27 protein-coding genes are annotated in these 25,421 nt (G+C 73.6%); 17 read left to right on the forward strand and 10 right to left on the reverse strand.

Annotated elements, in window-relative coordinates:
- The first annotated feature begins 25 nt into the window (after window positions 1-25).
- Window positions 26-2,749 carry a DNA polymerase I gene (polA, locus tag EV562_RS21745; RefSeq protein ID WP_133888493.1) on the forward strand — a complete coding sequence of 908 codons (2,724 nt, stop codon included), beginning with the start codon at window positions 26-28 and terminating at the stop codon, window positions 2,747-2,749.
- Here polA and EV562_RS35140 read toward each other — a convergent pair.
- Window positions 2,746-2,889 (reverse strand): hypothetical protein, encoded by a 144-nt coding sequence (locus tag EV562_RS35140; RefSeq protein WP_243860109.1) that lies wholly within the window; start codon window positions 2,887-2,889, stop codon window positions 2,746-2,748. The two genes, polA and EV562_RS35140, sit on opposite strands and share 4 nt — an antisense overlap.
- Window positions 2,890-2,998: 109 nt before the next feature.
- The gene (locus tag EV562_RS35640; RefSeq protein WP_133888494.1) at window positions 2,999-3,325 is read right to left on the reverse strand and encodes a hypothetical protein; all 327 of its coding nucleotides are present in this window, start codon (window positions 3,323-3,325) and stop codon (window positions 2,999-3,001) included.
- A gap of 337 nt (window positions 3,326-3,662) precedes the next feature.
- On the opposite strand from EV562_RS35640, the gene EV562_RS21755 reads away from it, so the two are divergent.
- Together EV562_RS21755 and EV562_RS21760 are read left to right on the forward strand one after the other, a co-directional pair.
- On the forward strand, window positions 3,663-4,001 hold the full coding sequence (locus tag EV562_RS21755) for a hypothetical protein (protein ID WP_208298391.1): 339 nt from the start codon (window positions 3,663-3,665) through the stop codon (window positions 3,999-4,001).
- Window positions 4,002-4,259: 258 nt separating this feature from the next.
- A complete protein-coding gene (locus EV562_RS21760; protein WP_133888495.1) occupies window positions 4,260-6,044 on the forward strand; it encodes a lytic transglycosylase domain-containing protein in 1,785 nt (594 codons plus the stop codon).
- Between the two features lie 44 nt (window positions 6,045-6,088).
- Here EV562_RS21760 and hrpB read toward each other — a convergent pair whose 3' ends face one another.
- Window positions 6,089-8,653: an ATP-dependent helicase HrpB gene (hrpB, locus tag EV562_RS21765; protein ID WP_133888496.1), complete on the reverse strand. Its 2,565-nt coding sequence runs from the start codon at window positions 8,651-8,653 to the stop codon at window positions 6,089-6,091.
- Window positions 8,654-8,719: 66 nt separating this feature from the next.
- Entirely contained in the window at window positions 8,720-9,622 is a 903-nt protein-coding gene (locus EV562_RS21770; RefSeq protein ID WP_243860110.1) for a class I SAM-dependent methyltransferase, read from the reverse strand.
- A 317-nt stretch (window positions 9,623-9,939) separates the two neighbouring features.
- On the opposite strand from EV562_RS21770, the gene rpsA reads away from it, so the two are divergent.
- From rpsA to EV562_RS21795, 4 genes are all read left to right on the forward strand, one after another.
- A complete protein-coding gene (rpsA, locus tag EV562_RS21780; RefSeq protein ID WP_133888498.1) occupies window positions 9,940-11,448 on the forward strand; it encodes a 30S ribosomal protein S1 in 1,509 nt (502 codons plus the stop codon).
- A 158-nt stretch (window positions 11,449-11,606) separates the two neighbouring features.
- Entirely contained in the window at window positions 11,607-12,545 is a 939-nt protein-coding gene (locus EV562_RS21785) for a PAC2 family protein (RefSeq protein WP_133888499.1), read from the forward strand.
- A gap of 32 nt (window positions 12,546-12,577) precedes the next feature.
- Complete coding sequence (gene coaE / locus EV562_RS21790) at window positions 12,578-13,180, forward strand: dephospho-CoA kinase (RefSeq protein ID WP_133888500.1); 603 nt, start codon at window positions 12,578-12,580, stop codon at window positions 13,178-13,180.
- 49 nt (window positions 13,181-13,229) lie between these two features.
- Complete coding sequence (locus tag EV562_RS21795; RefSeq protein WP_133888501.1) at window positions 13,230-13,610, forward strand: tetratricopeptide repeat protein; 381 nt, start codon at window positions 13,230-13,232, stop codon at window positions 13,608-13,610.
- Window positions 13,611-13,612: 2 nt separating this feature from the next.
- On the opposite strand, the gene EV562_RS21800 is transcribed toward EV562_RS21795, so the two are convergent.
- Window positions 13,613-13,870: a DUF6343 family protein gene (locus tag EV562_RS21800; protein WP_133888502.1), complete on the reverse strand. Its 258-nt coding sequence runs from the start codon at window positions 13,868-13,870 to the stop codon at window positions 13,613-13,615.
- 203 nt (window positions 13,871-14,073) lie between these two features.
- Here EV562_RS21800 and EV562_RS21805 point away from each other — a divergent pair, with 203 nt between their 5' ends.
- The gene (locus EV562_RS21805) at window positions 14,074-14,535 is read left to right on the forward strand and encodes a DoxX family protein (RefSeq protein WP_133888503.1); all 462 of its coding nucleotides are present in this window, start codon (window positions 14,074-14,076) and stop codon (window positions 14,533-14,535) included.
- 26 nt (window positions 14,536-14,561) lie between these two features.
- On the opposite strand, the gene EV562_RS21810 is transcribed toward EV562_RS21805, so the two are convergent.
- The gene (locus tag EV562_RS21810) at window positions 14,562-15,101 is read right to left on the reverse strand and encodes an RNA-binding S4 domain-containing protein (protein ID WP_133888504.1); all 540 of its coding nucleotides are present in this window, start codon (window positions 15,099-15,101) and stop codon (window positions 14,562-14,564) included.
- A 155-nt stretch (window positions 15,102-15,256) separates the two neighbouring features.
- On the opposite strand from EV562_RS21810, the gene EV562_RS21815 reads away from it, so the two are divergent.
- On the forward strand, window positions 15,257-15,970 hold the full coding sequence (locus EV562_RS21815; protein WP_133888505.1) for a uracil-DNA glycosylase: 714 nt from the start codon (window positions 15,257-15,259) through the stop codon (window positions 15,968-15,970).
- Window positions 15,971-16,023: 53 nt separating this feature from the next.
- Complete coding sequence (gene pip, locus EV562_RS21820) at window positions 16,024-16,995, forward strand: prolyl aminopeptidase (RefSeq protein ID WP_133888506.1); 972 nt, start codon at window positions 16,024-16,026, stop codon at window positions 16,993-16,995.
- 3 nt (window positions 16,996-16,998) lie between these two features.
- Here the strand turns inward: pip and EV562_RS21825 are convergent, their stop codons facing one another.
- Window positions 16,999-17,481 (reverse strand): GNAT family N-acetyltransferase, encoded by a 483-nt coding sequence (locus EV562_RS21825; protein WP_133888507.1) that lies wholly within the window; start codon window positions 17,479-17,481, stop codon window positions 16,999-17,001.
- Window positions 17,478-17,669 (reverse strand): hypothetical protein, encoded by a 192-nt coding sequence (locus EV562_RS21830; protein ID WP_133888508.1) that lies wholly within the window; start codon window positions 17,667-17,669, stop codon window positions 17,478-17,480. Before EV562_RS21830 ends, EV562_RS21825 begins: the two co-directional genes overlap by 4 nt.
- A gap of 147 nt (window positions 17,670-17,816) precedes the next feature.
- Between EV562_RS21830 and EV562_RS21835 the strand changes: the two genes are divergently transcribed.
- From EV562_RS21835 to EV562_RS21850, 4 genes are all read left to right on the forward strand, one after another.
- The gene (locus EV562_RS21835) at window positions 17,817-18,599 is read left to right on the forward strand and encodes a nucleotidyltransferase domain-containing protein (RefSeq protein ID WP_133888509.1); all 783 of its coding nucleotides are present in this window, start codon (window positions 17,817-17,819) and stop codon (window positions 18,597-18,599) included.
- Window positions 18,600-18,816: 217 nt separating this feature from the next.
- The gene (locus tag EV562_RS21840; RefSeq protein WP_133888510.1) at window positions 18,817-20,679 is read left to right on the forward strand and encodes an FUSC family protein; all 1,863 of its coding nucleotides are present in this window, start codon (window positions 18,817-18,819) and stop codon (window positions 20,677-20,679) included.
- Between the two features lie 179 nt (window positions 20,680-20,858).
- Window positions 20,859-21,548 carry a DUF899 domain-containing protein gene (locus EV562_RS21845; RefSeq protein WP_133888511.1) on the forward strand — a complete coding sequence of 230 codons (690 nt, stop codon included), beginning with the start codon at window positions 20,859-20,861 and terminating at the stop codon, window positions 21,546-21,548.
- A gap of 155 nt (window positions 21,549-21,703) precedes the next feature.
- Complete coding sequence (locus EV562_RS21850; RefSeq protein ID WP_133888512.1) at window positions 21,704-21,889, forward strand: hypothetical protein; 186 nt, start codon at window positions 21,704-21,706, stop codon at window positions 21,887-21,889.
- A 15-nt stretch (window positions 21,890-21,904) separates the two neighbouring features.
- Here the strand turns inward: EV562_RS21850 and EV562_RS21855 are convergent, their stop codons facing one another.
- Both EV562_RS21855 and EV562_RS21860 read right to left on the reverse strand, forming a co-directional pair.
- Complete coding sequence (locus EV562_RS21855) at window positions 21,905-22,345, reverse strand: hypothetical protein (RefSeq protein WP_166661929.1); 441 nt, start codon at window positions 22,343-22,345, stop codon at window positions 21,905-21,907.
- The gene (locus EV562_RS21860) at window positions 22,336-22,983 is read right to left on the reverse strand and encodes an ATP-binding protein (RefSeq protein WP_133888514.1); all 648 of its coding nucleotides are present in this window, start codon (window positions 22,981-22,983) and stop codon (window positions 22,336-22,338) included. Before EV562_RS21860 ends, EV562_RS21855 begins: the two co-directional genes overlap by 10 nt.
- Before the next feature lie 268 nt (window positions 22,984-23,251).
- Between EV562_RS21860 and EV562_RS21865 the strand changes: the two genes are divergently transcribed.
- The 3 genes from EV562_RS21865 to EV562_RS21875 all read left to right on the forward strand — a co-directional run bounded on the left by EV562_RS21865 (window position 23,252) and on the right by EV562_RS21875 (window position 25,393).
- Complete coding sequence (locus tag EV562_RS21865; RefSeq protein ID WP_133888515.1) at window positions 23,252-24,112, forward strand: helix-turn-helix transcriptional regulator; 861 nt, start codon at window positions 23,252-23,254, stop codon at window positions 24,110-24,112.
- Window positions 24,113-24,388 (forward strand): DUF397 domain-containing protein, encoded by a 276-nt coding sequence (locus EV562_RS21870; protein WP_133888516.1) that lies wholly within the window; start codon window positions 24,113-24,115, stop codon window positions 24,386-24,388.
- 372 nt (window positions 24,389-24,760) lie between these two features.
- Window positions 24,761-25,393 (forward strand): uridine kinase, encoded by a 633-nt coding sequence (locus EV562_RS21875; RefSeq protein WP_133888517.1) that lies wholly within the window; start codon window positions 24,761-24,763, stop codon window positions 25,391-25,393.
- The last annotated feature ends 28 nt before the right edge of the window (window positions 25,394-25,421 follow it).

Raw genomic sequence — 25,421 nt, forward strand, 5'->3', positions numbered from 1 at the left:
AGTGGCACATGGCAGGATCGGGGGTGTGGCGAAGACAGCATCGAAGAAGACCGACAGCACCTCCGGTGACCGACCGCGGCTGATGCTCATGGACGGGCACTCGCTGGCGTACCGCGCGTTCTTCGCGCTGCCCGCGGAGAACTTCACGACCGCGACGGGCCAGCCGACCAACGCGATCTACGGCTTCGCGTCGATGCTGGCCAACACCCTGCGTGACGAGGCGCCCACGCACTTCGCGGTGGCGTTCGACGTCTCCCGCAAGACCTGGCGATCGGAGGAGTTCACCGAGTACAAGGCGAACCGCTCCAAGACCCCCGACGAGTTCAGGGGCCAGGTCGAGCTGATCGGCGAGCTGCTCGACTCCATGCACGTCCCGCGCTTCGCCGTCGAGGGCTTCGAGGCGGACGACGTCATCGCCACCCTCGCCACCCAGGCCGAGGCCGAGGGCTTCGACGTCCTCATCGTCACCGGCGACCGGGACTCCTTCCAGCTGGTCAGCGACCACACCACGGTCCTGTACCCGACCAAGGGCGTCTCCGAGCTGACCCGCTTCACCCCGGAGAAGGTGTTCGAGAAGTACGGGCTCACCCCCGCCCAGTACCCGGACTTCGCGGCGCTGCGCGGCGACCCGTCCGACAACCTGCCCGGCATCCCGGGCGTCGGCGAGAAGACGGCCGCGAAGTGGATCAACCAGTTCGGGTCGTTCGCGGAGCTGGTGGAGCGCGTCGACGAGGTCAAGGGCAAGGCCGGGCAGAACCTGCGCGACCACCTGGAGTCCGTCAAGCTCAACCGCCGGCTCACCGAGCTGGAGCGGCACGTCGAGCTGCCGAGGACCGTCACCGACCTGGAGCGGACGGCGTACGACCGCAAGGGCGTCGCCATGATCCTGGACACCCTGGAGATCCGCAATCCGTCCCTGCGCGAGCGGCTCTACGCCGTCGACCCGGGCGCCGAGGAGGCCGAGGCCGCCCCGGTGGTCGCGGACGGCGTGGAGCTGGACGGCACGGTGCTCGGCACCGGCGAGGTGGCCGGCTGGCTCGCCGAGCACGGCGAGCGGCCGCTCGGCGTCGCCACGGTCGACACCTGGGCCCTGGGCACCGGCTCGGTCACCGAGGTCGCGCTCGCCGCCGCCGACGGCAAGGCCGCCTGGTTCGACCCGACGGAGATCGACGAGGCCGACGAGACGGCGTTCAGGGCCTGGCTCTCGGACCCGGACCGGCCGAAGGTCCTGCACAACGCCAAGGGCGCGATGCGGGTCTTCGCCGAGCACGGCTGGAGCCTCGCGGGCGTGGGCATGGACACGGCCCTCGCCGCGTACCTGGTCAAGCCGGGGCGCCGCTCCTTCGACCTGGACGCGCTGTCCCTGGAGTACCTGCACCGCGAGCTGGCCCCCGCCGCCGCGGCGGACGGGCAGCTCGCCTTCGGCGCGGACGAGGGGGCCGAGGCCGAGGCGCTGATGGTGCAGGCCCGCGCGATCCTCGACCTAGGCGAGGCCTTCCAGGGCCGCCTCGCGGACGTCGGCGCCGCCGACCTGCTGCGCGACATGGAGCTGCCCACGTCCGCCCTGCTCGCCCGCATGGAGCGGCACGGTATCGCCGCCGACCGGGAGCACCTCCAGGCCATGGAGCAGATGTTCGCGGGCGCCGTCCAGCAGGCGGTGAAGGAGGCCCACGCGGCGGCCGGACGGGAGTTCAACCTCGGCTCGCCCAAGCAGCTCCAGGAAGTCCTCTTCGGCGAGCTGAACCTGCCGAAGACCAAGAAGACCAAGACCGGCTACACCACCGACGCCGACGCCCTGGCCTGGCTCGCCGCCCAGACGGACAACGAGCTGCCGGTGATCATGCTCCGCCACCGTGAGCAGGCCAAGCTCCGCGTCACGGTCGAGGGGCTGATCAAGACGATCGCCGCGGACGGCCGCATCCACACCACGTTCAACCAGACGGTCGCCGCGACCGGCCGCCTCTCCTCCACCGACCCGAACCTGCAGAACATCCCGGTGCGCACCGACGAGGGCCGCGCGATCCGCCGCGGCTTCGCGGTCGGCGAGGGCTTCGAGTCCCTGATGACGGCCGACTACAGCCAGATCGAGCTGCGGGTGATGGCCCACCTGTCCGAGGACGCGGGCCTGACCGAGGCGTTCACGTCCGGGGAGGACCTGCACACCACCGCCGCGGCGCAGGTCTTCTCCGTCGAGCAGTCGGCCGTGGACGCGGAGATGCGCCGCAAGATCAAGGCCATGTCCTACGGCCTGGCGTACGGCCTGTCGGCCTTCGGTCTCTCCCAGCAGCTGAACATCGAGGCGGCCGAGGCGCGCGGCCTGATGGACGCCTACTTCGAGCGCTTCGGCGGCGTGCGCGACTATCTGCGCCGGGTCGTCGACGAGGCGCGGGCCACGGGATACACGGCGACGCTCTTCGGCCGCCGCCGCTACCTGCCCGACCTCAACAGCGACAACCGCCAGCGCCGCGAGGCGGCCGAGCGCATGGCCCTGAACGCGCCGATCCAGGGCACGGCGGCCGACATCGTCAAGATCGCCATGCTGAACGTGGACAGGGCGCTGCGCGAGGCCGGCCTCAGCTCCCGCATGCTGCTCCAGGTCCACGACGAAATCGTGCTGGAGATCGCCCCGGGTGAGCGCGCGGCGGCGGAGGAACTCGTCCGCCGCGAAATGTCGAACGCCGTACAGCTCAGCGTCCCCCTGGGCGTCTCGGTGGGCGTGGGCCCGGACTGGGAGTCGGCGGCGCACTAGGGGGTGTCGCTCCGCTCAGGTCGGCTGCGGGCGACGGTGCCCCGTCGCCGACCTGCCGCAAGGTGGGTGGCGAAGGCCCCGGTCACCTCGTCCGGCAGCCGACCGGCCTCCAGCGCGGTGCGCAGCCGGGTGTGGTTCATCAGCCAGGGCGACGTCCAGCACCTCACACACCCGCCCGCGCCGGTGGCGACGGCTGCGGCACAGGCACAGACCGTGCCTGCCCGCCCGCGCCATTGGCTTCGGGGTCGCCTACTCCGGTGGCGCCTGCTCGTCCAGCTCCGCCAACCCGTCCTCCCACCGCTCCCTGCGCGCCCTGTCGGACTGTTCCCACCAAGGCGTACCCCGCTCCCCCAGAGCGGTCTTCGCCCGGTTCACCCGCGCCCGCGCCGCCGCTTCAGCGCTCGCGTCGCTCTCGGCGAGGGCGGAGCGCACCGCACGCCGAGCCGACATCAGATGGCGCCGGAGGCGGGCCGCGGCCTCCTCCGGGACGGAAGGGTCGGTCGCTCGCCACTTCCGCCCCCGGACGACGACGAAATGCCCGTCAGGTGTCCGCTCCGGTGACTGGTCCGCCTTCACGGAACCGATTCTGCCCGCCAGGGCGCCACGGCGCAGAAGGAGCGCGAGACGGTGTCCGGGTCAGGAGCGGACGCCCGGCGTGACGCTCGTCGGCGACGCCGCGCCGCACCGCCTGCGGGCGGCCTCGGCCCACCCGACGAAGCCGCCGCGGACAGGGCGGAACCCGGCGAGGCACCGCCGGGGCCCCGTGATCGAGGCCGCCCGCCGGCCCGCTCCGCCGGCGGAGGGCCGGGCCGTCCCCGCCCCGCCCAGCGCCGGTATCGGGGCCCGTGCACCCCGTCACTCCGGTGGCCCCCGACGAAACGCCCCGCCCCTCGTCTCCCGTGAGGATGCGGGCATGGGTATACGCATGCTCCACCACCGGACGAACCCGGCACGGGCACGCACCGAGGGACCCGCCCGCGTGCCGCTCCTCCCGGTCCCGGTCTTCGCGCCGGGCGCAAGTACCGGCCGCACCCCCGCCACCCTCGCGACGGTCCTGCACCGCACGGGGCAGGACCGTCGCCGCGGACTCACCCGCCGGGCCCCCGCGATCACCGCCCCGCACGAGACGCCCGCCCGGCACCTGTGGGCCGACCTGGCCCGCGGGTACCTCGCGCTGGCGCTCACCCTGCTGCCGCGCTCCCGTCCCACCCACACCTTCACCGTGTTCGTCGCGACCGCCGACCGAAGGTGACGGCAACGAGACCCCTCATATGGCCAACCGGTGAAAATCGGGCACGAACGGGTGCCCGTGCAAAGCAAGTTGCCGTAGGGTCGCCTGCGGCACCGTGCAGGTCGAACGGACGAGCGCCGTGCTCGCGAGAACGCGGTGCAACCACAGGTGCCGACCGATCGTCACAACAGGGCGGACCCAGCGGGTACGACGGGCGAGTACGACAGCAGAAGACGGACGGAGAGGGACGCGCGGGCGTCCAGGGGAGGGCTTCACTCTATGGCGGCGAGTTTCGACAGGAGGCTCCGCAAGGCCGCGGTCACGACCACCGTGGCGGCGGTCGCGGTCGCGGCCCTGTCCGCGTCCCAGGCGCCCGACGTGACGGCCGACGGCAACGGCAGACGGACCACCGCCGACAACGTCCCGGCGTCCGACTCGCCCGCCGCGGGAAGCGCCACCGGCAACTCGCCGTACTACACCGACCTCCCGCCGCTCAACAGCCCCAACCCCGCGCCGACCGCGGGCACCCCCACGTCCCCGGGCGCCGACGAGACCGGCATTCCCGCGACCGTCCTCGACGCGTACCGGAAGGCCGAGTCGGAGCTGCGCCGGGCCAAGCCCGGATGCAACCTGCCGTGGCAACTGCTCGCCGCCATCGGCAAGGTGGAGTCGGGTCAGGCACGCGGCGGTCGCGTCGACGCCAACGGCACCACGATCGGCAAGATCATCGGCCCGCAGCTCGACGGCAACGGGTTCGCGCTCATCAAGGACACCGACAACGGCGTCTACGACGGCAACAGCGGTTACGACAACGCCGTCGGCCCGATGCAGTTCATCCCGTCCACCTGGGCGTGGGCCGGCCGCGACGGCAACGGCGACGGCAAGGACGACCCCAACAACGTCTACGACGCCGCGCTGGCCGCCGGACACTACCTGTGCCGCAACGGCTGGGACCTGTCCGTCCAGGCCGACCTCAACCGCGCGATCCTCAGCTACAACAACTCGCAGGACTACCTGAACACGGTCCTGTCGTGGCTGGAGCACTACCGCCGGGGCACCCACGAGATCCCGGACGGCACCGGCAGCATCCCGGTCGGGCGCAGCGACGACCCCTTCACGGGCATCGGTCCCACACCGGGCCTTGCGGGGTCGTCCAGCGGCCCCCGGACGCCCTCGTCGCCCAGCCCGCACCCGGCCCCGAGCAAGCCGCCGGCGTCGCAGAGGCCGACCCAGCCCGGCACGGCGACCCCCGAGCCGCCCGAGGAACCCGAGCCGCCGACGGGGACCACCCGCCCCACCCCCACCGACACGGTCCACCACCTGGAGAACGCCGGCACCACGGCGCTCACCGCGACCGCCGGCGACACCTTCGCCGGGAAGATCAGCGCCCGTGCCGAGACCCAGAAGGGAGAGGCAGTCGGCAAGGTACGCGTCCGCTTCACCGTCCTGGGCGACACGGACGCGACGTTCACCGGCGGCGAGAAGGTCGCCGCGGTCCTCACCGACGCCTCCGGTGTGGCCGTCGCGCCCGCGCTGGTGGCGGGCGAGCGGACCGGCCGGTTCACCGTCCGCGCCACCGTGATCGGACGCACCGTCCCGGGTGTGGACTACAAGGCCACCGTCACCGAGCGCGTCGCCGACACCCTCACCCGCACCACCGGGACCGAGCTGACGTGCACGCCGGGCGGCGAGTTCGCCGACCCGGTCGAGGTGAAGGCCACGCTGAAGGGCGCCGTCGCGGACAAGGTCGCCGTCACCGCGACCCTCGTCACCTCGGCCACCGACCCGGCCGAGAACGACAAGGGCCCCTACTTCAAGGACGCGGACGGCAAGGCCGTGCGCACCCTGACCGGCCTGAGGACCGACGCCGACGGCCTGCTGCACCTGCCGAAGCTGTACGCCGACGACGCCGAGGGCACCTACGTCCTGCGGCTCACCACGCCGGGCGGCGCCGCCCTCGACGTCACCCTGAAGGTGGCCAAGGCGGCCGAACCGGCACCGGGGTCCTCCACCGGCCCGTCCGGAAGCCCGTCCACCGCACCGTCCTCCGCACCGCAGGAGTAGGCGCCGTCCCGGCCGGCGGGGACCGCGGCCCCGCCGGGCCGTGATCACCTGCCGAGCCGGGCCTTGGTGTACCGGGTCGGTTCCGCCGTGGCGGGGTCCTCGGGCCAGGGGTGCTTCGGATACCGGCCGCGCAGCTCCGCCCGTACGCCCTTGTAGCCGTCCCTCCAGAAGGAGGCCAGGTCGGCGGTGACCGCGGCGGGCCGGCCGGCGGGGGAGAGCAGGTGGACGAGGAGCGGTGTCCCGGCGATCCGGGGCGACTGCTGGAGCCCGAACATCTCCTGCAACTTCACGGCGAGCACGGGTTGTTCGGGGTTGTCGTAGTCGACGCGGATCCTGGAACCGCTCGGAACGGTGATCCGCTCGGGGGCCAGTTCGTCGAGCCGGGCCGCTTCCCCGGAGGCCCAGGGCAGCAGCCGCGTCAGCGCCTCCGGGGCGTCGATCCGCCCCAGGTCGGCCCGGCGCCGGGCCCGGCTCAGCTCGGGCTCCAGCCACTCCTGCGCGCGGGCGAGGAGCGCCTCGTCGCCGACGTCGGGCCAGGGATCGCCCAGGTGCCGCCGCAGGAACGCGAGCCGCTTGCGCAGCAGACCGGCCTCGGCCGGACGCCGCAGCAGCCCGAGCCCCTCGCGCCGCAGCCCCTCCAGCAGGGCGTCCCGCACGAGGCCGGGGTCGGCGCCGGTGAGGGGCCGCGCCGCCAGCTCCACCGCCCCGAGCCGCTCGACCCGCCGGGCCACCACGTCGCCGTCGGCCCAGTGCACCTCGTCCCGCTCCGTCAGCAGCGCGCCCGCCGCCAGCCGGGCGGTGTCCTCGTCGACGACCGCGCCGAGCTGCACGCGCGCGTGCCCCCGTCCCACCGGCCGGTCGGCCACGGCGACGGCGATCCAGGGCGCCCCGCGCAGCGCGGACGCCTCCGGCAGTTCGGCCCGCGTGCCGGAGACCATCAGGTACGAACCGCCGTCCTTCTTGGCGACCCGCTCGGGGAACGCCAGAGCGGCCACCAGACCGGCGAGCGCGTCGTCACCGAGCTGCCCCCGCCCGCCGTCCCCGACCCCCACGGCGCCCCGCAGCCGCCGCACCTCTGCCCGCCACCGGGCTCCGTACGCGTCCCCCGCGCGCCGGGCCGCCCGCAGCACGGCGGCGAGATCGTCCCCGTACTCCCGCGGCGCCTCCTCGCTCAACAGGCCCACCACCTCGGCCACCGCGTCGGCCCCCGCGCCGCCCGCCCCGGGCGCCGGCGCACCGGAGGCGGCCCGGGGCGCCGGCCGGGCGCCCGGCGCCCGCGCGTCCAGGAGCGCCCGGCCCAGCCGGGGATGCAGGCCGAGGCGGGCCAGGCGCACACCCCGCTGCGTCGCGCGGCCGGCCGGGTCCACCGCGCCGACCGCCTCCAGTACCGACCGGGCGGCCCGCATCGCCCCGGCCGGCGGCGGATCGAGCAGAGCCAGGCCGGACGCGTCCGGATCGCCCCAGCAGGCCGCCTGCAACGCGAACGCCGTCAGGTCGGCCACCTTGATCTCCGGTGCCGGGAATCGCGACAGCCGGGCGTCCTCCGCCTCCGCCCAGCAGCGGTACACCACCCCGGGCGCCTCCCGGCCGGCCCGGCCCGCCCGCTGCCGCGCCGCCGCCCGCGAGGCCCGGACCGTCGTCAGGGCGCTCAGCCCGCGCGCGTGGTCCACCCGAGGCTCCCGCGCGAGGCCCGCGTCCACGACCACCCGCACACCGGGCACCGTCAGCGACGACTCGGCCACCGAGGTCGCCAGCACCACCCTGCGCCGCGCCCCGGGCACCAGCACCGCGTCCTGCACTGCGGCGGGCGCCCGGCCGTGCACCTGGAGCACGTCGACGCCCGCGAGCGCCCCCAGCTGCCCGGCGACCCGGGAGATCTCGCCGACGCCCGGCAGGAAGCACAACACGTCGCCGTCCCGCTCGGCCAGGGCCCGCCGCACCACCGACGCCACGTGCGCCAGCAGCGCCGGATCCACCCGCATACCGTGCGGCGGCCGCACCGGACGCGCGGGCGGCGTCCACACGACCTCGACGGGGTACGACACGCCCGCCGCCTCGACGACCGGCGCGTCGCCCAGCAGCCCGGACCAGCCCTCGGCGTCGGTGGTGGCCGACGCGGCGACCAGCCGCAGCTCCGGACGCAGGGCCTGCCGCACGTCCCACAGGAACGCCGCCGTCGTGTCCGCGTCCAGATGCCGCTCGTGGCACTCGTCCAGCACCACCACGTCGACGCCCGTCAGCTCCTGGTCCCGCTGGAGCCGCTGGAGCAGCACACCGGTCGTGACGACCTCCACGCGCGTGTGGCGCCCGACGACCCGCTCGCCGCGCACGGTGTGGCCGACACTCGCGCCCGGCTTCTCACCCAGCAGCCACGCCATCCGCCGCGCCGCCGCCCGGGCCGCGATCCGCCGCGGCTCGGCCACGACGACGCGCCGCGCGGGAGCCGCCTCCCCGCCCAGCAGCCCGGCCAGGGCCAACGGCACCAGCGTCGTCTTGCCGGTGCCGGGCGGCGCGACCAGCACCGCCGTGCCGTGCCCGTCCAGAGCTTCGTGCAGCGCGGGCAGCGCGCCGCGCACGGGCAGCGCCTCCAGGGCGTCGTAACGGATCACGCCCCCAGTGTCGTACGTCCGCGAAAGCGTCCGTCGCGCACGGGGGCGACCGCCTGCCGGGACGGCTCAGTCACGCTCGCAGACGAAGATCGCCGTCCCCGGGATCAGATGACCGCGCAGGGGCGACCAGCCGCCCCACTCCGAGGTGTTCCAGTCCGGCCACTCCGGCTCCACGAGGTCCACCAGCCGGAACCCGGACGTCACCACGTCCCGCACCCGGTCACCGAGCGTCCTGTGGTGCTCGACGTACACCGCCAGGCCCTCGTCGTCCTGCTCCACGTACGGCGTGCGGTCGAAGTACGAGGCGGACACCGACAGCCCCTCGGGGCCGGGCTCGTCAGGGAAGGCCCAGCGCAGCGGGTGCGTGACCGAGAAGACGAAGCGGCCGCCCGGCCGCAGCACCCGGCACACCTCGCGCAGCACCTGCCGCGGGTCGGCGACGAACGGCAGCGCCCCGTACGCCGAGCAGGCCAGGTCGAACGAGCCGTCGGCGAAGGGCAGGACCGACGCGTCGGCACACACCAGAGGGAAGGGGCTGCCGATGCGCAGGGCGTGCTGGAGCTGGCGGTGGGAGAGGTCCAGGGCCACCGGGCGGGCACCCTGGGCGGTCAGCCAGCGCGAGCACTGGGCGGCGCCGGCGCCGATCTCCAGGACGTCCTTGCCCTTCAGGTCCTCCGGCGGGCCGAGCAGCTCGGCCTCCACCTCGTCCAGACCCTCGGGGCACCACACGAAACGGTCGTCGCCGAGGAAGGTGCCGTGCTCGGTCTGGTACTCGTCCGCGTTCCGGTCCCACCAGCCGCGGTTGGCGCGGGAACTCTCCGTGACCCCGGCGGCACGCCGGGTGGCCTCGGGCTCGACTCCTTCGGCTCCCTCGGCCCCTGATGCGGCCTCGGGCGTTACGGGCTCTTGGATGACCGGCTCCCTCGTACTAGTCTGCGGGCTCTTCCGTGCCGCCGCCCCGCGTGTCACGCAAGGGGCAATCATGGGTCCACGTGGCCTCGCGGGACGGCTTTTGTGCCGGGTATGCGACGATCTGCCCCGGGTGTGCGGCTTCGCGCATTGACCCTGCCCGGCTGCCCCCGTATGCTACAAGTTGCGCTGCGGGCCTGCGCACCTCAGACGTAGCAGGTCGCGCTCGCATCTGTTGTATGTCCCCTCGGTTCTCGAGGCGCCACCAGTGTTTTTCGGTGACGCTTCCTTGGCTGTCCGGCTTCTGCAGAGCGAAACGGGCTCCCGGCGTAAGCAGTACCTACGACTTCAATGTCCGTACCGGAGCCCTTTCCCACATGACGAGCAGCACCGAGACCACCGCCACCACCCCGCAGGTTGCGGTCAACGACATCGGTAACGAGGAAGCCTTCCTCGCCGCGATCGACGAGACGATCAAGTACTTCAACGACGGCGACATCGTCGACGGCGTCATCGTGAAGGTCGACCGGGACGAGGTCCTGCTCGACATCGGTTACAAGACCGAAGGCGTTATCCCGAGCCGCGAGCTCTCGATCAAGCACGACGTCGACCCCAACGAGGTCGTCGCCGTCGGTGACGAGATCGAGGCCCTTGTTCTCCAGAAGGAGGACAAGGAAGGCCGCCTGATCCTCTCGAAGAAGCGCGCCCAGTACGAGCGTGCCTGGGGCACCATCGAGAAGATCAAGGAAGAGGACGGGATCGTCACCGGTACCGTCATCGAGGTCGTCAAGGGTGGTCTCATCCTCGACATCGGCCTCCGTGGCTTCCTCCCGGCCTCCCTGGTCGAGATGCGCCGCGTCCGCGACCTCCAGCCCTACGTGGGCAAGGAGCTCGAGGCCAAGATCATCGAGCTGGACAAGAACCGCAACAACGTGGTCCTGTCCCGCCGTGCCTGGCTGGAGCAGACCCAGTCCGAGGTCCGCCAGACGTTCCTCACCACCCTCCAGAAGGGTCAGGTCCGTTCCGGCGTCGTCTCCTCGATCGTCAACTTCGGTGCCTTCGTGGACCTGGGTGGCGTCGACGGTCTGGTCCACGTCTCCGAGCTGTCCTGGAAGCACATCGACCACCCCTCCGAGGTCGTCGAGGTCGGCCAGGAGGTCACCGTCGAGGTCCTCGACGTGGACATGGACCGCGAGCGTGTCTCCCTGTCGCTGAAGGCGACCCAGGAAGACCCGTGGCAGCAGTTCGCCCGCACCCACCAGATCGGCCAGGTCGTGCCCGGCAAGGTCACGAAGCTGGTGCCGTTCGGTGCGTTCGTCCGCGTGGACGAGGGCATCGAGGGTCTGGTCCACATCTCCGAGCTGGCCGAGCGCCACGTGGAGATCCCGGAGCAGGTCGTCCAGGTCAACGACGAGATCTTCGTCAAGGTCATCGACATCGACCTCGAGCGCCGCCGCATCAGCCTCTCGCTGAAGCAGGCCAACGAGGCCTTCGGTGCCGACCCGTCCACGGTCGAGTTCGACCCGACCCTGTACGGCATGGCCGCGTCCTACGACGACCAGGGCAACTACATCTACCCCGAGGGCTTCGACCCCGAGACCAACGACTGGCTCGAGGGCTACGAGACCCAGCGCGAGGCCTGGGAGACGCAGTACGCCGAGGCCCAGCAGCGCTTCGAGCAGCACCAGGCGCAGGTCATCAAGTCCCGCGAGGCGGACGAGAAGGCCGCTGCCGAGGGTGTCGACACCGCGGGTGCGGCCCAGGCCGCGTCCAGCGGCGGTGGCGGCGGCTCGTACTCCTCCGAGGGCGGCGACAACTCCGGCGCCCTGGCGTCGGACGAGGCGCTGGCCGCGCTGCGCGAGAAGCTGGCCGGCGGCCAGAGCTGACGCTCTGAGCACCGGCCGCTGACCCGCGGCGCTCGAAGCACAGCGGTTGCCCGAGGGGCCGCACCTTCCGAGGTGCGGCCCCTTCGGTGTGTCCCACGGGAATGCGCCACCCCACCGGGGTGTTGTGACCCATGAACACGAGGAGGGGAGCGGTCACCGTGCTTGATCCGCAGGATTTGTACACCTGGGAGCCGAAGGGCCTTGCCGTCGTCGACATGGCACTCGCCCAGGAGTCGGCCGGACTGGTCATGCTGTACCACTTCGACGGCTACATCGACGCCGGCGAGACCGGCGACCAGATCGTCGACCAGGTGCTCGACTCGCTTCCCCACCAGGTCGTCGCCCGCTTCGACCACGACCGGCTCGTGGACTACCGCGCACGCCGGCCGCTGCTGACGTTCAAGCGGGACACCTGGACCGACTACGAGGAACCCACCATCGAGGTGCGGCTCGTCCAGGACGCCACCGGCGCGCCCTTCCTGCTCCTGGCGGGCCCCGAGCCGGACGTCGAATGGGAGCGCTTCGCCGCCGCCGTCGGCCAGATCGTGGAGCGGCTCGGTGTCCGCCTGGCGGTGAGCTTCCACGGCATCCCCATGGGCGTCCCGCACACCCGGCCCGTCGGCATCACCCCGCACGGCACCCGCACCGACCTCGTGCCCGGCCACCGCAGCCCCTTCGAGGAGGCGCAGGTCCCCGGCAGCGCGGAGGCGGTCGTCGAGTACCGGCTCGCGCAGGCCGGCCACGACGTGCTGGGCGTCGCCGCGCACGTCCCGCACTACATCGCACGCTCCGCGTACCCGGACGCGGCGCTGACCGTCCTGGAGGCGATCACCGCGGCGACCGGTCTGGTCCTGCCGGGTATCGCACACTCCCTGCGCACCGAGGCCCACCGCACGCAGACGGAGATCGACCGGCAGATCCAGGAGGGCGACGAGGAACTCACCGCCCTCGTCCAGGGCCTGGAGCACCAGTACGACGCCGCCGCGGGCGCCGAGACCCGCGGCAACATGCTCGCCGAGCCGGTGGAGATCCCCTCCGCGGACGAGATCGGCCTCGAGTTCGAGCGGTTCCTGGCCGAGCGGGAGGGCGACAACTGACGCCGTGACCGGCACCCTCTAAGCTTCCGCTCATGCTGAAGGTGGGTCTGACCGGCGGGATCGGCGCCGGCAAGAGCGAGGTGTCCCGGCTCCTCGTCGAGCACGGCGCCGTACTGATCGACGCCGACCGGATCGCGCGCGAGGTCGTCGCGCCCGGGACCCCGGGACTGGCCGCGGTCGTGGAGGCGTTCGGCGAGGAGGTCCTCGCCGAGGACGGCAGCCTGGACCGGCCGAAGCTGGGTTCGATCGTGTTCGCCGACCCGGAGAAGCTGGCCGTCCTGAACCGGATCGTGCACCCCCTGGTCGGTGAGCGCTCCAGCGCCCTGGAAGAAGCCGCCGCCGAGGACGCCGTCGTCGTCCACGACGTCCCCCTGCTCACGGAGAACGGCCTGGCGCCGCTGTACGACCTCGTGGTCGTCGTCGACGCCGACCCCGGCACGCAGCTCGACCGGCTGGTGCGGCTGCGCGGCATGACCGAGCAGGACGCGCGTGCCCGCATGGCGGCCCAGGCGACGCGTGAGCAGCGCCGGGAGATCGCGGACGTGGTCGTCGACAACGACGTACCGCTGGAGGAACTGCGGCGCCGCGTGGCGGAGGTCTGGGCCGGACTGGTGCGCAGAGCGCGCACGGAATAGCGGTCCCCACGCGCGCGTTGATCCCTTCCAGCGAGGGAAGGACTCAGCCGTGCCCGAGACAAGCGGTCCGACCGGACGTACTCCGGAGACGGACGTCATCGACTTCCGCGCCGCGGAGCAACTGCTCGCGGCCCGGGACCCGCGCGGCGCGGTGAAGCTGCTCGACGCGGTCATCGGCGCCCACCCCGAGAACACCGCCGCCCGGCTGCTGCGCGCGCGGGCCTTCTTCGCCGCGGCGCAACTGCGGCCCGCCGAGCTGGAGTTCACCATCGTCCTGGAGCGCGAGCCGGACAACGCCTTCGCGCACTTCGCGCTCGCCCGCACCTATGAGCGCCGGGGCTGCCCCGACCAGGCCAGACGCCACTTCCGGCTGGCGGCCGCCCTGGACCCGAACCCGGAGTACCTGCAGCAGGCCCGGTTCGACTCCTGACGTCAGCGTCTCGGTGGCAGGTACGGCGGGATGTCCCGGCCCGGCTGGTAGTGCGGCCCCTGGCGGAGGTGCCGCAGGACCACGGTCAGGTCGACCGTGGCGACGAGCCACAGCACTCCGCAGGCGAGCGCCCACCCGAACCGCCCCGTGAGCGCGAAGACGGCTGTGCCGAAGACCGCCCAGACCAGCCCCCACAGACTCAGCCAGAACCGCGCCCGCAGGGCACTGCGCGCGGTGACCGGTTCACTGCCCGTACGCATCGGATCACCACTCCCGTCCTCCTGTATCGAACGTACTGCGGCAGGCCGGACGGCGGAAGCGGGCCCCGCGTGCGGTGCCCGTGGAGCAGGGGCAGATGGCACGGGCAGACGCGGAGGGAGAGGCCGGGACGGCCGATGAGTTCCCGGGCGGAGAACGGTCTGCAACCCGGCAGCACACGGACCGTTCAGCTCAGGAGACCACCATGACCGACACCACCGTTTCGCCCGCCTCCGCCTCCGCCTCCGCCTCCGCCTCCGCCGTGCCGGCCCGTGGCCGTGGCGCCCGTGTCGCCCTGCGTGCGGTGCAAGTGCTCCTCGCGGTGTTCTTCGCCGTCGCGAGCGCTCTCCCCAAGCTGATCGCGCACTCCTCGGCGGCCGACACCTTCGCCGAGATGGGCTGGGGCGACGCCGGCATGTACGCGATCGGGGTCCTGGAGCTGGCCGGAGCGATCGCCCTGCTGGTCCCGGTGCTCCAGTCGGTGGCGGCGACGGCACTGGCCGCGCTGATGGCGGGGGCGTTCGTCGTCCAGCTCACCTGCTTCGACGGCGCGAACGCGGGGACCCCGCTCATCCTGATGGTGCCGCTCCTGGTCGTCGCCCGGGCCCGACGCGGGCACAACGCGGACCTGCGCCGCCTGGTGCGGGCCCGGACCAGGCGAGCCTGAGCGGGGGCGCCTCGCCGGGGGCGTGCTCAGGGCCGGGTCTCGGCGCTCCTGCGGGAGCTGCTCAGGCCCTCGAGCCCGCGCAGCCGCTCCAGCTCACGACGGTCGCGCTTGGTCGGGCGGCCGGTGCCCCGGTCGCGGACGCCGGCCGGTGCGACGGCCTCGCGGGGCGGGGGCGGCGGGGAGTTGTCGACGTAGCACTGGACGGCGACCGGGGCACCGACCCGCTTGCGGATCAGCCGCTTCACGACGACGATCCGCTCCCGGCCTTCCTGTCGCAGGCGCACCTCGTCGCCGACGCGGAGCGAGTACGCGGGCTTCACCCGCTCGCCGTTGACCCGGACATGGCCGCCGCGGCAGGCGGTGGCGCCCAGGGAGCGGGTCTTGATCAGCCGCACGGCCCAGATCCAGCTGTCCACGCGGACGCTCTCGCCGTGCTGCGGCCCGGCGGCCTCGGCGGCGGCGATCGCCGCGGCGGTCTTCGGGTCCGGCGCGGCGGCGGTGGCGGCGGCGCCGTCCTGCGGGGCGGCCACCCGGCCGTTCCCGCCTTCGTCTTGCTCGGAAGCCATGGTTCGACCTTAACCGCCCGGCACGGCGGCCCGGACCGCAATATCCGCGGCGGCCGGTGGTCGGCGGCCCCGGCCCGCCGCCCGAACCCTTGCCCCCACCCCCCCACGGGAGGCCGCGTGCCCCGCGCGCCCGGGGAGGGTCTTACGGTGGACGCATGGACACCGGTGGCCTCCCCGTACTCGACCAGCGCATCGCGGGATGCCGCGCCTGCCCGAGACTGGTCGAGTGGCGGGAGGAGGTGGCCCGTACCAAGCGGGCGGCCTTCGCCGACTGGACGTACTGGGGCAGGCCGGTACCCGGATTCGGCCCGCCGGACGCCCGTGTGCTGATCCTCGGGCTGGCCCCCGCCGCCCACGGCGGCAACCGCACCGGCCGGATGTTCACCGGTGACCGTTCCGGAGACGTCCTGTTCCAGGCGCTGTACGACGTGGGCCTCGCCTCGCAGCCCACCGCAGTCTCGGCGGACGACGGCCTGGAGCTGTACGGCGTCCGCGTCACGTCCCCGGTGCACTGCGCCCCGCCCGCCAACAAGCCGACCCCGGCCGAACGGGACACCTGCCGATCCTGGCTCGTCCAGGAGCTCGAACTGCTGCGGCCGACGCTGCGCACGGTGGTCGTGCTCGGCGCCTTCGGCTGGCAGGCCGCGCTGCCCGCCTTCGCCGGGGCGGGCTGGACCGTGCCCCGCCCCCGCCCCGCCTTCGCACACGGCAGCCACGTGAGGCTGGACGCCCCCGACGAGCCGGGCCTGGACCTGTTCGGCTGCTTCCACGTCAGCCAGCGCAACACCTTCACCGGCCGGCTCACCCCCGGCATGCTGCGCGACGTGCTGCGCACGGCGGCGGACACCGCGGGGCTGCCCACCGGCTGAGGCCCCGCCGTAAAGAGAATGAGCGCCCGGGCCGTCGCGGCTACGGTGCTCCGATGGGCCTGTATCCGGAGACCGAACCGTACGACCACGGCATGCTCGACGCCGGCGACGGCAACCTCGTGTACTGGGAGACCAGCGGCAACCCGCACGGCAAGCCCGCGCTGGTGCTGCACGGCGGTCCCGGCAGCAGCGCGGGACCGAAGCTCAGGCGGTACTTCGACCCCGCGGCCTACCGGATCGTCCTCCTCGACCAGCGCGGCGCCGGACGTTCACGGCCCCGAGCGAGCGCCCACGACACCGACATGAGCGTCAACACCACCGCCCACCTCATGGCGGACCTGGAGCTGCTCCGCGCCCACCTGGGCATCGAGCGCTGGCTGGTGTGGGGCGTGTCGTGGGGCTCGGTCCTGGGCCTGCGGTACGCGCAGACGCACCCCGGGGTGGTGACCGAGCTGGTGCTGACCGGGGTGGCGACCGGCTCCAACGCCGAAGTGGCCCTCCTGACCCGCGGGTTGGGGAACTTCTTCCCGGAGGCCCACGAGCGGTTCCTCGCCGAGCTGCCCCCGGGCGAACGGGACGGGAACCCGGCCGCCGCGTACAACCGCCTGCTGGAGTCACCGGACGCGTCGGTGCGCGAGCGGGCGGCGCGGGCCTGGACCGACTGGGAGACGGCGATCATTCCGGCACCGCCCGGTTCGGTCGCCCGGTTCCAGGACCCGGAGTTCCGCATGGGCTTCGCCCGTACCGTCACCCACTACTGGGGCAACGACCACTTCCTCGGCGACGGCAACGACGAGGGAGTGGTCCTCAGGGACGCGCACCTGCTGAAGGGGATCCCCGGCACCCTGGTCCAGGGCAGCCTCGACTTCGGCAACCTCCTCGGCATCGTCTGGCGGCTCCACCACGCCTGGCCGGACAGCGAACTGGTGCTGGTGGACGAGGCCGGGCACGACGCCGGAGCGACCGGGGACGCGGCCCTGCTGGCGGCGACGGACAAGTACGCCCGCGGTGACACCGCGCGATGACGCCTACGGACGCCACACGTAGCGCACGTCCGGCTCCCGCTCCTCGTTGCGGGCGCCGTCCGTCCACTCCACGGGAGTGAAACCGTGCCGCTCGTAGAAGCGGCGCGCGGGCTCGTTGACCTGGAAGGTCCACAGCGACAGCCCACCCGCGCGGCGCTCCTTGGCCAGGGCGACGAAACGGTCCCCGATCCCGCATCCGCGCCGCTCGGGAGCGAGGTACAGCTGCGCCAGCTCCCCGCCCTCCAGGACCATCACCCCGACCAACGCGCCGCCGGCCTCCTCCGCGACCCAGGTCTCGTGCCGCTCCACCACCACCTGCCGGAAGTACGCACGGACCTCCGTGTCGGAGTGCGGCCGCACGACGGTCGGCAGTGCGGCGGTGAAGGAGCGCAGCCAGACGTCGGCCGCCGCACGCGCGTCGGCGGCCCCGGCACGCCGCAGGACCACCGCACCGGCCTGCGTCCTCGCTCCCGTCTCCCCGTTCACGGACGACCGCCCTCCGGCACCCCCGCGGTCGCGGTGATCTCCACCAGCGGCCCGGGACACCCGAGACAGACCACCCCGAGCAGCGTCGAGGAGTGCGGGCCGGCACCGAGTGGGGACGCCTCGACGACGGAGGCGTGGGAGCAGGCGGGCGGCGGGAACAGGCCGGGTACGGTGACGCGCTGGATCACGTGGGCTCCTGACGAGGCTGGGGCGACCCGCCGATCGTCCGCCCCCGCGCCCGCCCCGCGCACCCGAATATCCCTCGCGGCCGGGACCCCCGGACCCCTAGGCTTCCGGCGTCCGTCGCGCCCGCCCGACCTTCAGGAGTCCGCACCGTGCCCACCCCCGCCCTCACGGACCGGGCGTTCCTCGACACCACCGCCGACCGGCTCGCCGCCCTGCCCACGGTCCGGGCGGTCGCCCTCGGCGGCTCCCGGGCCCAGGGCACGCACCGACCGGACAGCGACTGGGACCTGGCCGTCTACTACCGGGGCGCCTTCGACCCCGACGACCTGCGCGCCGTGGGCTGGGCGGGGGAGGTCTCGGAGGTCGGGGCCTGGGGCGGCGGCGTCTTCAACGGGGGCGCCTGGCTGACGATCGACGGGCGCCGGGTCGACGTGCACTACCGCGACCTCGACGTCGTCGAGCGCGAGGTGACGGAGGCCCAGGCGGGCCGCTTCGGCATCGAGCCGCTGCTGTTCCACCTGGCGGGCATCCCGACGTACCTCGTGGTCGCGGAGCTGGCGGTCGACGAGGTGCTGCGCGGCGACCTGCCCCGCCCCGCCTACCCACGGGCCCTGCGCGGCACCGCCCCCGAGCGCTGGTACGGCGCCGCGACGGCCACCCTCGCCTACGCCAAGGCCGGCCACGCCCCCAGGGGCGCCCTCACCCAGGTCGCCGGCGCGCTCGCCCTCGCCGCGACCCAGACGGCACACGCGGTCCTGGCGGCGCGGGGGGAGTGGGTGACCAACGAGAAGGGGATGCTCGGGCGGGCCGGGCTCGACGGGGTCGACGCACTGGTGGCGGGCCTGACGACGGAGCCGGAGACCCTGACACGGGCGGTCGGCGACTGCGAGTCGCTGCTCGGGGGCGCCGTGGAGGCGGCCCGGCGGGCGTGACGCGGGACGGTCCCCGGCCCGGAGTGCCACGACCGGCGGGGGACGGAGCAGCGGCGGGGGATGGAGCAGCGGCGGGATGATCGTCACGTCCGCGCAACACGCGCGTTTCCGGTCCGCCGACCGGCTCCCCTATCGTTGACACCACCAACCCCGGCCCGGTCACCGTCGCCCGAAGGCTCACCACCGCCTCGACCGGACGACTGGAGCCAAGCACCCCGTGTTCCGCGCCGCCCTCCCCGCCTCCCACGCCCTCCCGCCCTGGCTCGGCCACGCCCTGAACACCCAGCGCGGCCCCGTGCCGTGGAGCGCGGTGGTCCGCGGTGCGCTGGCGGCCGGGCCGCTGCTGATCGCGGCCCTGGCCGCCGGACGGGCCGACCTCGGGGTCGTCGCCGCGATCGCCGCCATGCTGGCCGGCATCAACGACCGGCCGGGCAGCCGCCGTACCTCGGTGCGGAGGATCGGCGTGCCCGCGCTCGCCGGGGCGGCCGGGCTGCTCGCCGGCACGTACGCCGGCCTGCACCTGGGGGCCGTGGTCCTCACCCTGGTGCTCACCGGGCTGGGGCTGGTCGCCGGGGGTGTCAGTGCGGTCGGACCGGTGGCGTCGGCGACCGGCACGCAGCTGCTGGTCGGCAGCGCCGTGGGCGCCGGGATGCCGCTGCCAGGACCGGCGTGGCAGAGCGTGCCGGCCTTCCTCGCCGGGGCCGGATGGCTGCTCCTGCTGCGGCTCGCCCTGCCCACGCCCGCCTCCCTGGCCGGTGACCGCAGGCTCGACTTCCGCTTCGACGGGGAGCGGGCCGCCGTCGCCGACGTCTACGAGGCCGTCGCCGCACTGCTCGACGCCGTCGGTACGGCGGACGCCGTGCCGCGCCGTGCCGCGCTCACCGCCGCCCTCGACCACGCGCAGGACGCGCTCGCCGGACCCCGGTTGCGGCGCCGCGCCTCCACCGCGGCCGAACGCCGGCTGCACGCCCGGTACGCCGCCGCGCTGCCCCTGGGCGAGGCCGCGACCGCGCTGGCCTGGGCGGGACGGACCGTGCCCGCGCGGGCCGCCGAAGGACCCCGTCGGCTCGCCGCCGCCGTCCGCGCGGGCACCCACGCCGGGCCGCTGCCCGCGCCCAGCCGGACCGACCCCGCCCTGCGCGCCCTGGACGACGCCCTGTTGCACGCCGCGGATGCCTTCGACCGGGGCCGGGGCGTCGACCTGCACACCCGGAGGCGGTCGCCCCGCGCCCTGGCGGGTGCCGTGCTCGGCGCCGGCGGGCGGGAGTACGGGCTGCGGGCCGGGCTGTGCTTCGGGGCCAGTGCCGCCATCGCCCAGGCACTGCACCACGGCCACTGGTACGGCTCCCACCAGCACTGGTACTGGCTGCCCGCCACTGCCGTCTTCCTCGTCAAGCCCGACCTCGGCCCGCTCGCGTCCCGGGTGCTGTGCCGGGCGGCCGGGACGGTCCTCGGGGCGCTGCTGTTCGCCGGGTTCGCGGCCGTACTGCCCCGCCCGGAAGGGCTCGTCGCGCTCGTCGCCGTGGGCGGGGCGCTGGTGTCGGTCGCCGCGCGGCACTTCGCCGCCCAGACCACCGTCGTCACCGTCCTCGTCCTCGCACTGGTCATGGTGGGCGGCGAACCGCAGGCCTCCGCGGGCCGCATCGGCGAGACGCTGCTGGCCTGCGCGATCGTGCTGGTCGTCGGTCACCTGCCGCTGCCGGGACAGCGGGGCGCCGGCATCCGGGCCGGCCTCGACGCCGCCGACGCCGCCGCGCAGGCCTACCTGGGGCACGTACTGAGCGAGTCCGGCGACCGGGCCACCCGGTGGACGCTGCGCCGCGAGGCCTACCGCACCCTGGCCGCCGCCCGTGCCGCCGTCGCCCGCGCCGCCGCCGAACTGCCCGCCCTGGCCCGGCACTCCGAGGGCGCGGACGGGATCGCCGCCGTCCTCGAACGGCTCGTCGACACCACCACCGCGTGCGCCGTGCACCTGGACGACACCGGGCGGCTCACCCCCCGGCACACCGAGCGGCTCGCCGCCCTGCGCGACGAACTCGCCGAGCGGCGCGGGCGCTGCCTCCAGACGCGCGACGCCTGAAAAGACCTGCTCAGCGGCACCGCCAAAACAATCTTGCCGGGCAGCGATGAGTTCCGCCCCGCCCTTCGGTCACCACCCGGACGGCCCGCCCCCTTCGGACCGTCGGCCGTCGGACCGAAGCACGACGCGAGCCGTACGACGCGAGCCGCACGTCGTACGCCGCACAGGAGGCTGGAGCCATGTCGCTGCCCGAGATCGTCACCCGCGCCGACTGGCGCGCGGCGCGCGAGGCCCTGTTGGCCAAGGAGAAGGCGGCCACCCGCGCGCGTGACGCCCTCAACGCCGAACGACGGGCGCTGCCCATGGTGGAGCTCGACAAGGAGTACGTCTTCGAGGGCGGCGACGGCAAGGCCACGCTGCTCGACCTCTTCGAGGGCCGGGACCAGCTGGTCGTCTACCACTTCATGTTCGCGCCCGACTGGGAGGCCGGCTGCCGCAGCTGCTCGGCGTTCCTGGACCAGATCGGGCACCTCGCGCACCTCCGGGCCCGCGGCACGTCCTTCGCCGCCGTCTCCCGGGCGCCGTATCCGAGGATCCTGCCGTTCAAGGCGCGGATGGGCTGGACGCTGCCCTGGTACTCGTCGTACGCCGGCGACTTCAACACGGACTTCGAGGTGACCCTCGAGCACGACGGCGAGCTGGTGGAGCGGCCGGGCCTCAGCTGCTTCCTGCGGGACCGCGAACGGGTCTTCCACACCTACTCGACGTACGAGCGCGGTCTGGACGGACTGGGCTCGACCACCAGCCTGCTCGACCTCACCGCGCTCGGCCGGCAGGAGCCCTGGGAGAGGCCCGAGGGGCGCGCTTCGGCTCTCGGCGCGCCCGCGGGCAGCGAGGCGGTCCGCTACCACGACGAGTACGAGTACTGAGACGCTCCGTAGCGGAAACGGCCGGACGGCCGAGCCGCGGATCACCTTTTGCGGTGATCGGGTGTCGACTGTGTCTCAGTACGATCACCGCACGTGGCGTTCACTCCATGGTTGGCGTTTAGGTCTACGAGTACAGCGCTACATGGAGGTGCGGGGTGAACGGGCGAACGGTGCTCGAACGCTTTCCCGCAGGCGGACCGCGAGGGTCCTGGCCGGCGGAGGAGTTCGCGCAGGCGCGGCGTCTTGAGGGTCAGCCCGCCGAGGTCGTCATGGACCTCGCCACGGACATGTTCCTGGTCGTCGTGCTTCGCGGTGACGCCGCCGGTGACGCGACGGCCTGACGCGCCGCCCGGCGCCTACGCGCTCACCGGGCGGGACCAGGTGGGCGTCGTGTCGGTCAGCCGGCACAGGGCCAGGTACAGCGGGATGGGCGGCGTGTACGGGACCGTGCCGTCAGGGCGGTGCAGGAGGCGGGGGAGGCCCGCGGCCCCGGGGACCACCGCGCCGGTCGCGTAGCGCGAGGGCGCCGGCCAGTCCAGGGCGTAGTCGGAGTCGGACGGGACGATCCACCACCAGTGCGTCTCATCGGCGTAGACGCATCCCACGCGCGGCAGCCGCGGCAGCACCTGCTGGGCGAGGAACGACGGCACCGCCACCGCGTCGCAGCCCAGCGGAGCGGTCATGCCGTCCGGCACGGGCAGCCGCACGGGTGTGGCGGCGGCCTGTCGTCCGCGCTGGAGGCGGACCACCGTGTCGAGGCCGAGCGGTCGCATGCCGGTCGCAGCCCTCATAGCCATTCGGTCCCCGTTCCGCGCGTCTTGCGGCTCTCCCGACGGTGGGACTCCGCCTCGTCCTCGTCGCCCGCGTCGTCCGCGGGTCCGGGTTTGGGCCGGGCACCCCAGCCCAGGTCGTCGTGGGGCTCCGGGGCGTCGAACGCACGGTCGGCGCTGCGCGGCAGCTCGGCCCAGACCAGCAGTCCCGGACCGTGCTCGTGGGCGCCCCAGGCGTCGCACAGGGCGTCGACCAGGAGCAGGCCTCGGCCGTGCTCGTCCTCGGGCTGCTGATCGGCCGAGGGGTGGGGCTGGCCGGGGGCGCAGCCCTCGTCCCGCACGGCTATGCGGACCAGGTCGTCGACGTCGTGCAGCTCGCACACTATGTGTCTGCTCGCCGTGTGCACGATCGCGTTGGTCACCAGCTCGGAGACCACCAGCGCCGCGGTGTCACAGGTGTCCTCGCACACCGCCCAGCCGCTCAGCCGGGCCCGGGTCAGGCGTCTTGCCTGTGAGGGAGAGCCCGGATGGGCGGCCAGCTCGAAACGGAACCGGCGCTCGGCGGCGGTGGCTCCCGAGGAGCCGGCTCCCATGGCGGCACCGAGGCCCAGGGAGCCCACGGTGGCGTCTGTTCCTAAGGGCGCGGACGGAATCACGCTTGCCACTATCGCCCCGCCGTGAACACTTGGCAAGTGTCACTCTGAAAAATGCAGAGTGCTGTGTGACGGTCTGGACGGTCGTGGCACACTGCTCGCAACAGCACGTCGAGCGGCGCCACTTCAGGTCGTTCGAAAGTCACTCCCGGCTTTCGAACAGAACTTCGAATGGCGCCGCCGGGCTGTCCGCACCAGGACGCGCCGGGGCTCGCCGAGGCTGTCCGTACAACGGAACAGGGACGCAAGGACTCTTTCGGGACTCTTCAGGAGGTGGGCGGTGAGCGAGCCGCGGTCCGCGCCGACGGTCGGCCAGGTCGTACTCGGCCGGCGCCTTCTGGACCTGCGGGAACGCGCCGGTCTCAAGCGCGAGGAAGCAGCCCGCGTCCTGCGCGTCGCCCCCGCCACGGTGCGCCGCATGGAGATGGCCGAGGTCGCCCTCAAGATCCCGTACCTCCAGCTCCTGCTGAAGGCCTACGGCGTCGGCGACGAGGAGGCCGAGGCCTTCGTCCAGCTGGCCGAGGACGCCAACAAGCCGGGATGGTGGCAGCGCTTCCACGACATCCTGCCGGGCTGGTTCTCGCTATACGTCAGCCTGGAGGGCGCGGCCGCCCTGATCCGCTCCTACGAGCCCCACTTCGTCCCCGGAGTGCTGCAGACCGAGGACTACGCGCGCGGGGTGCTGCGCTCGGGCGCCATCGGCCAGACCCGGCCGGAGGACATCGAGCGCCACGTCGCCCTGCGCATGCAACGCCAGGAACTGCTCACCCGCGAGGACGCACCCCGGCTGTGGGTCGTGATGGACGAGACCGCGCTGCGCCGCCCCGTCGGGGGCCCGGAGGTGATGCGTGCCCAGATCGACCGGCTGCTCGAGGCCGCGAAGCTGCCCAACGTCACGCTGCAGGTCGCCCCGTTCTCCAGCGGGCCGCACCCCGGCACGTACGGGCCCTTCGTGCTGTTCCGATTCGCCATGCCGGAACTCCCGGACATGGTCTACAGCGAGTACCTGACCGGCGCCGTCTACCTCGACGCGCGCGCCGAGGTGGCGACCCACCTCGAGGTCATGGACCGCATGGCGGCGCAGGCCGCCACGGCACATCGCACGAAGGAGATCCTCCGGGATCTCCGCAAGGAGTTGTGAATGAACCGCATCAAACCCCAGCGCTCGCCCCTGACCCGCTCGGAGCGGATCTACAACGGCATGCCCGCCCGTGAACTGGGCAGTGAGGGCTGGCACAAGCCGTGGAGCGGCGGCAACGGAGGCAACTGCCTGGAGGCGATGAAGCTCGCCGACGGCCGGATCGCGGTACGCCAGTCCACCGACCCGGACGGGCCGGCGCTGATCTACACCTCGGCCGAGATGACGGCCTTCATCGAGGGAGCGAAGGCGGGAGAGGCGGACTTCCTGCTGTCCTGAGGCGTGCGCCCTGTTGCTTTGTTGTTTTTAAGCTGTTCCGGCACTAGTTGATCATCCATCGCTGATCACTCACCACTGATCGCTCATCGCTGATCATCCACCGCTGATCTACCCATCGCGACGAGCACCGGCCGCCAGGGGTCGCGTCAAGACCGGTCAGGACCGTATCGCCGGGTCGGCGCGGGTAAGCCGCACCTGCGGCACCCGCGCCGTGAATTCCGTGCCCCGGCCCCGCGCGGGGCTACGGGCCGTGAGCCCCTGCCCGCCCGAGCCGACTCGGCCCGGGCGGGCAGGGGCCCCTGATTCAGGCATGTGCCGGGACGTTCGCCGCCGAGGTGCCGGCCGACGCGGTGACTGACGCATCATGGGCGGGTGCGACTGGAAGCGATCACCTGGGACCGGCTCGGCGACCGGCTCGCCGAGCGCCTGCTCGACCTGGAGTCCGCCGACGGCAGCGCCTGGACCCGCGTCGCCCTCGACGGTGCCCCGGCCGCCCGCCCCGGCGACCTCGCCGAACGGATCTCCGAGGCGCTGCGCGTCCGCGGCCGCCCCTCCCTGGTGGTGGGAACGGAGGGCTTCCTGCGGCCCGCCTCGCTCCGCCTGGAGTACGGGCACGAGGACGCGGAGTCCTACTACAACGGCTGGTACGACACCGGCGCCCTGTGGCGCGAGGTCTTCGACCCCCTGGGGCCCGGCGGCGACGGGCGCGTCCTGCCCGACCTGTGGGACCCCGTCACGGACCGCGCCACCCGCAGCCCCTACGTCCGGCTCCCTCCCGGCGGCGCGCTCCTGCTCCACGGGCCCTTCCTGCTGCGCCACTGGTTCCCGTTCGACCTGAGCGTCCACCTCCTCCTCACCCCCGGTGCCCTGCGCCGCCGCACCCCCGAGTCCGAGCACTGGACCCTGCCCGCCTTCGAGCGCTACGACGAGGACACCGGCCCGGCCGGCACCGCCGACCTCGTGGTGCGCGCCGACGATCCGCGGCACCCCGCCTGGAACGGCTGACCCGGACGGCCGCCCCGGACGGCCGCTC

Source organism: Streptomyces sp. BK208 (assembly GCF_004364245.1).
GTDB lineage: Bacteria > Actinomycetota > Actinomycetes > Streptomycetales > Streptomycetaceae > Streptomyces.

Coding starts and splice junctions, on each gene's coding strand:
- rpsA (WP_133888498.1), top strand. CDS start 9,940: ATGACGAGCAGCACCGAGACCACCGCCACCACCCCGCAGGTTGCGGTC.
- EV562_RS21805 (WP_133888503.1), top strand. CDS start 14,074: ATGACCGACACCACCGTTTCGCCCGCCTCCGCCTCCGCCTCCGCCTCC.
- EV562_RS21800 (WP_133888502.1), bottom strand. CDS start 13,870: ATGCGTACGGGCAGTGAACCGGTCACCGCGCGCAGTGCCCTGCGGGCG.
- EV562_RS35140 (WP_243860109.1), bottom strand. CDS start 2,889: ATGAACCACACCCGGCTGCGCACCGCGCTGGAGGCCGGTCGGCTGCCG.
- EV562_RS21870 (WP_133888516.1), top strand. CDS start 24,113: ATGAACCGCATCAAACCCCAGCGCTCGCCCCTGACCCGCTCGGAGCGG.
- EV562_RS21845 (WP_133888511.1), top strand. CDS start 20,859: ATGTCGCTGCCCGAGATCGTCACCCGCGCCGACTGGCGCGCGGCGCGC.
- EV562_RS21760 (WP_133888495.1), top strand. CDS start 4,260: ATGGCGGCGAGTTTCGACAGGAGGCTCCGCAAGGCCGCGGTCACGACC.
- EV562_RS21815 (WP_133888505.1), top strand. CDS start 15,257: ATGGACACCGGTGGCCTCCCCGTACTCGACCAGCGCATCGCGGGATGC.
- coaE (WP_133888500.1), top strand. CDS start 12,578: ATGCTGAAGGTGGGTCTGACCGGCGGGATCGGCGCCGGCAAGAGCGAG.
- EV562_RS21810 (WP_133888504.1), bottom strand. CDS start 15,101: ATGGCTTCCGAGCAAGACGAAGGCGGGAACGGCCGGGTGGCCGCCCCG.
- pip (WP_133888506.1), top strand. CDS start 16,024: ATGGGCCTGTATCCGGAGACCGAACCGTACGACCACGGCATGCTCGAC.
- EV562_RS21755 (WP_208298391.1), top strand. CDS start 3,663: ATGGGTATACGCATGCTCCACCACCGGACGAACCCGGCACGGGCACGC.
- EV562_RS21855 (WP_166661929.1), bottom strand. CDS start 22,345: ATGGCTATGAGGGCTGCGACCGGCATGCGACCGCTCGGCCTCGACACG.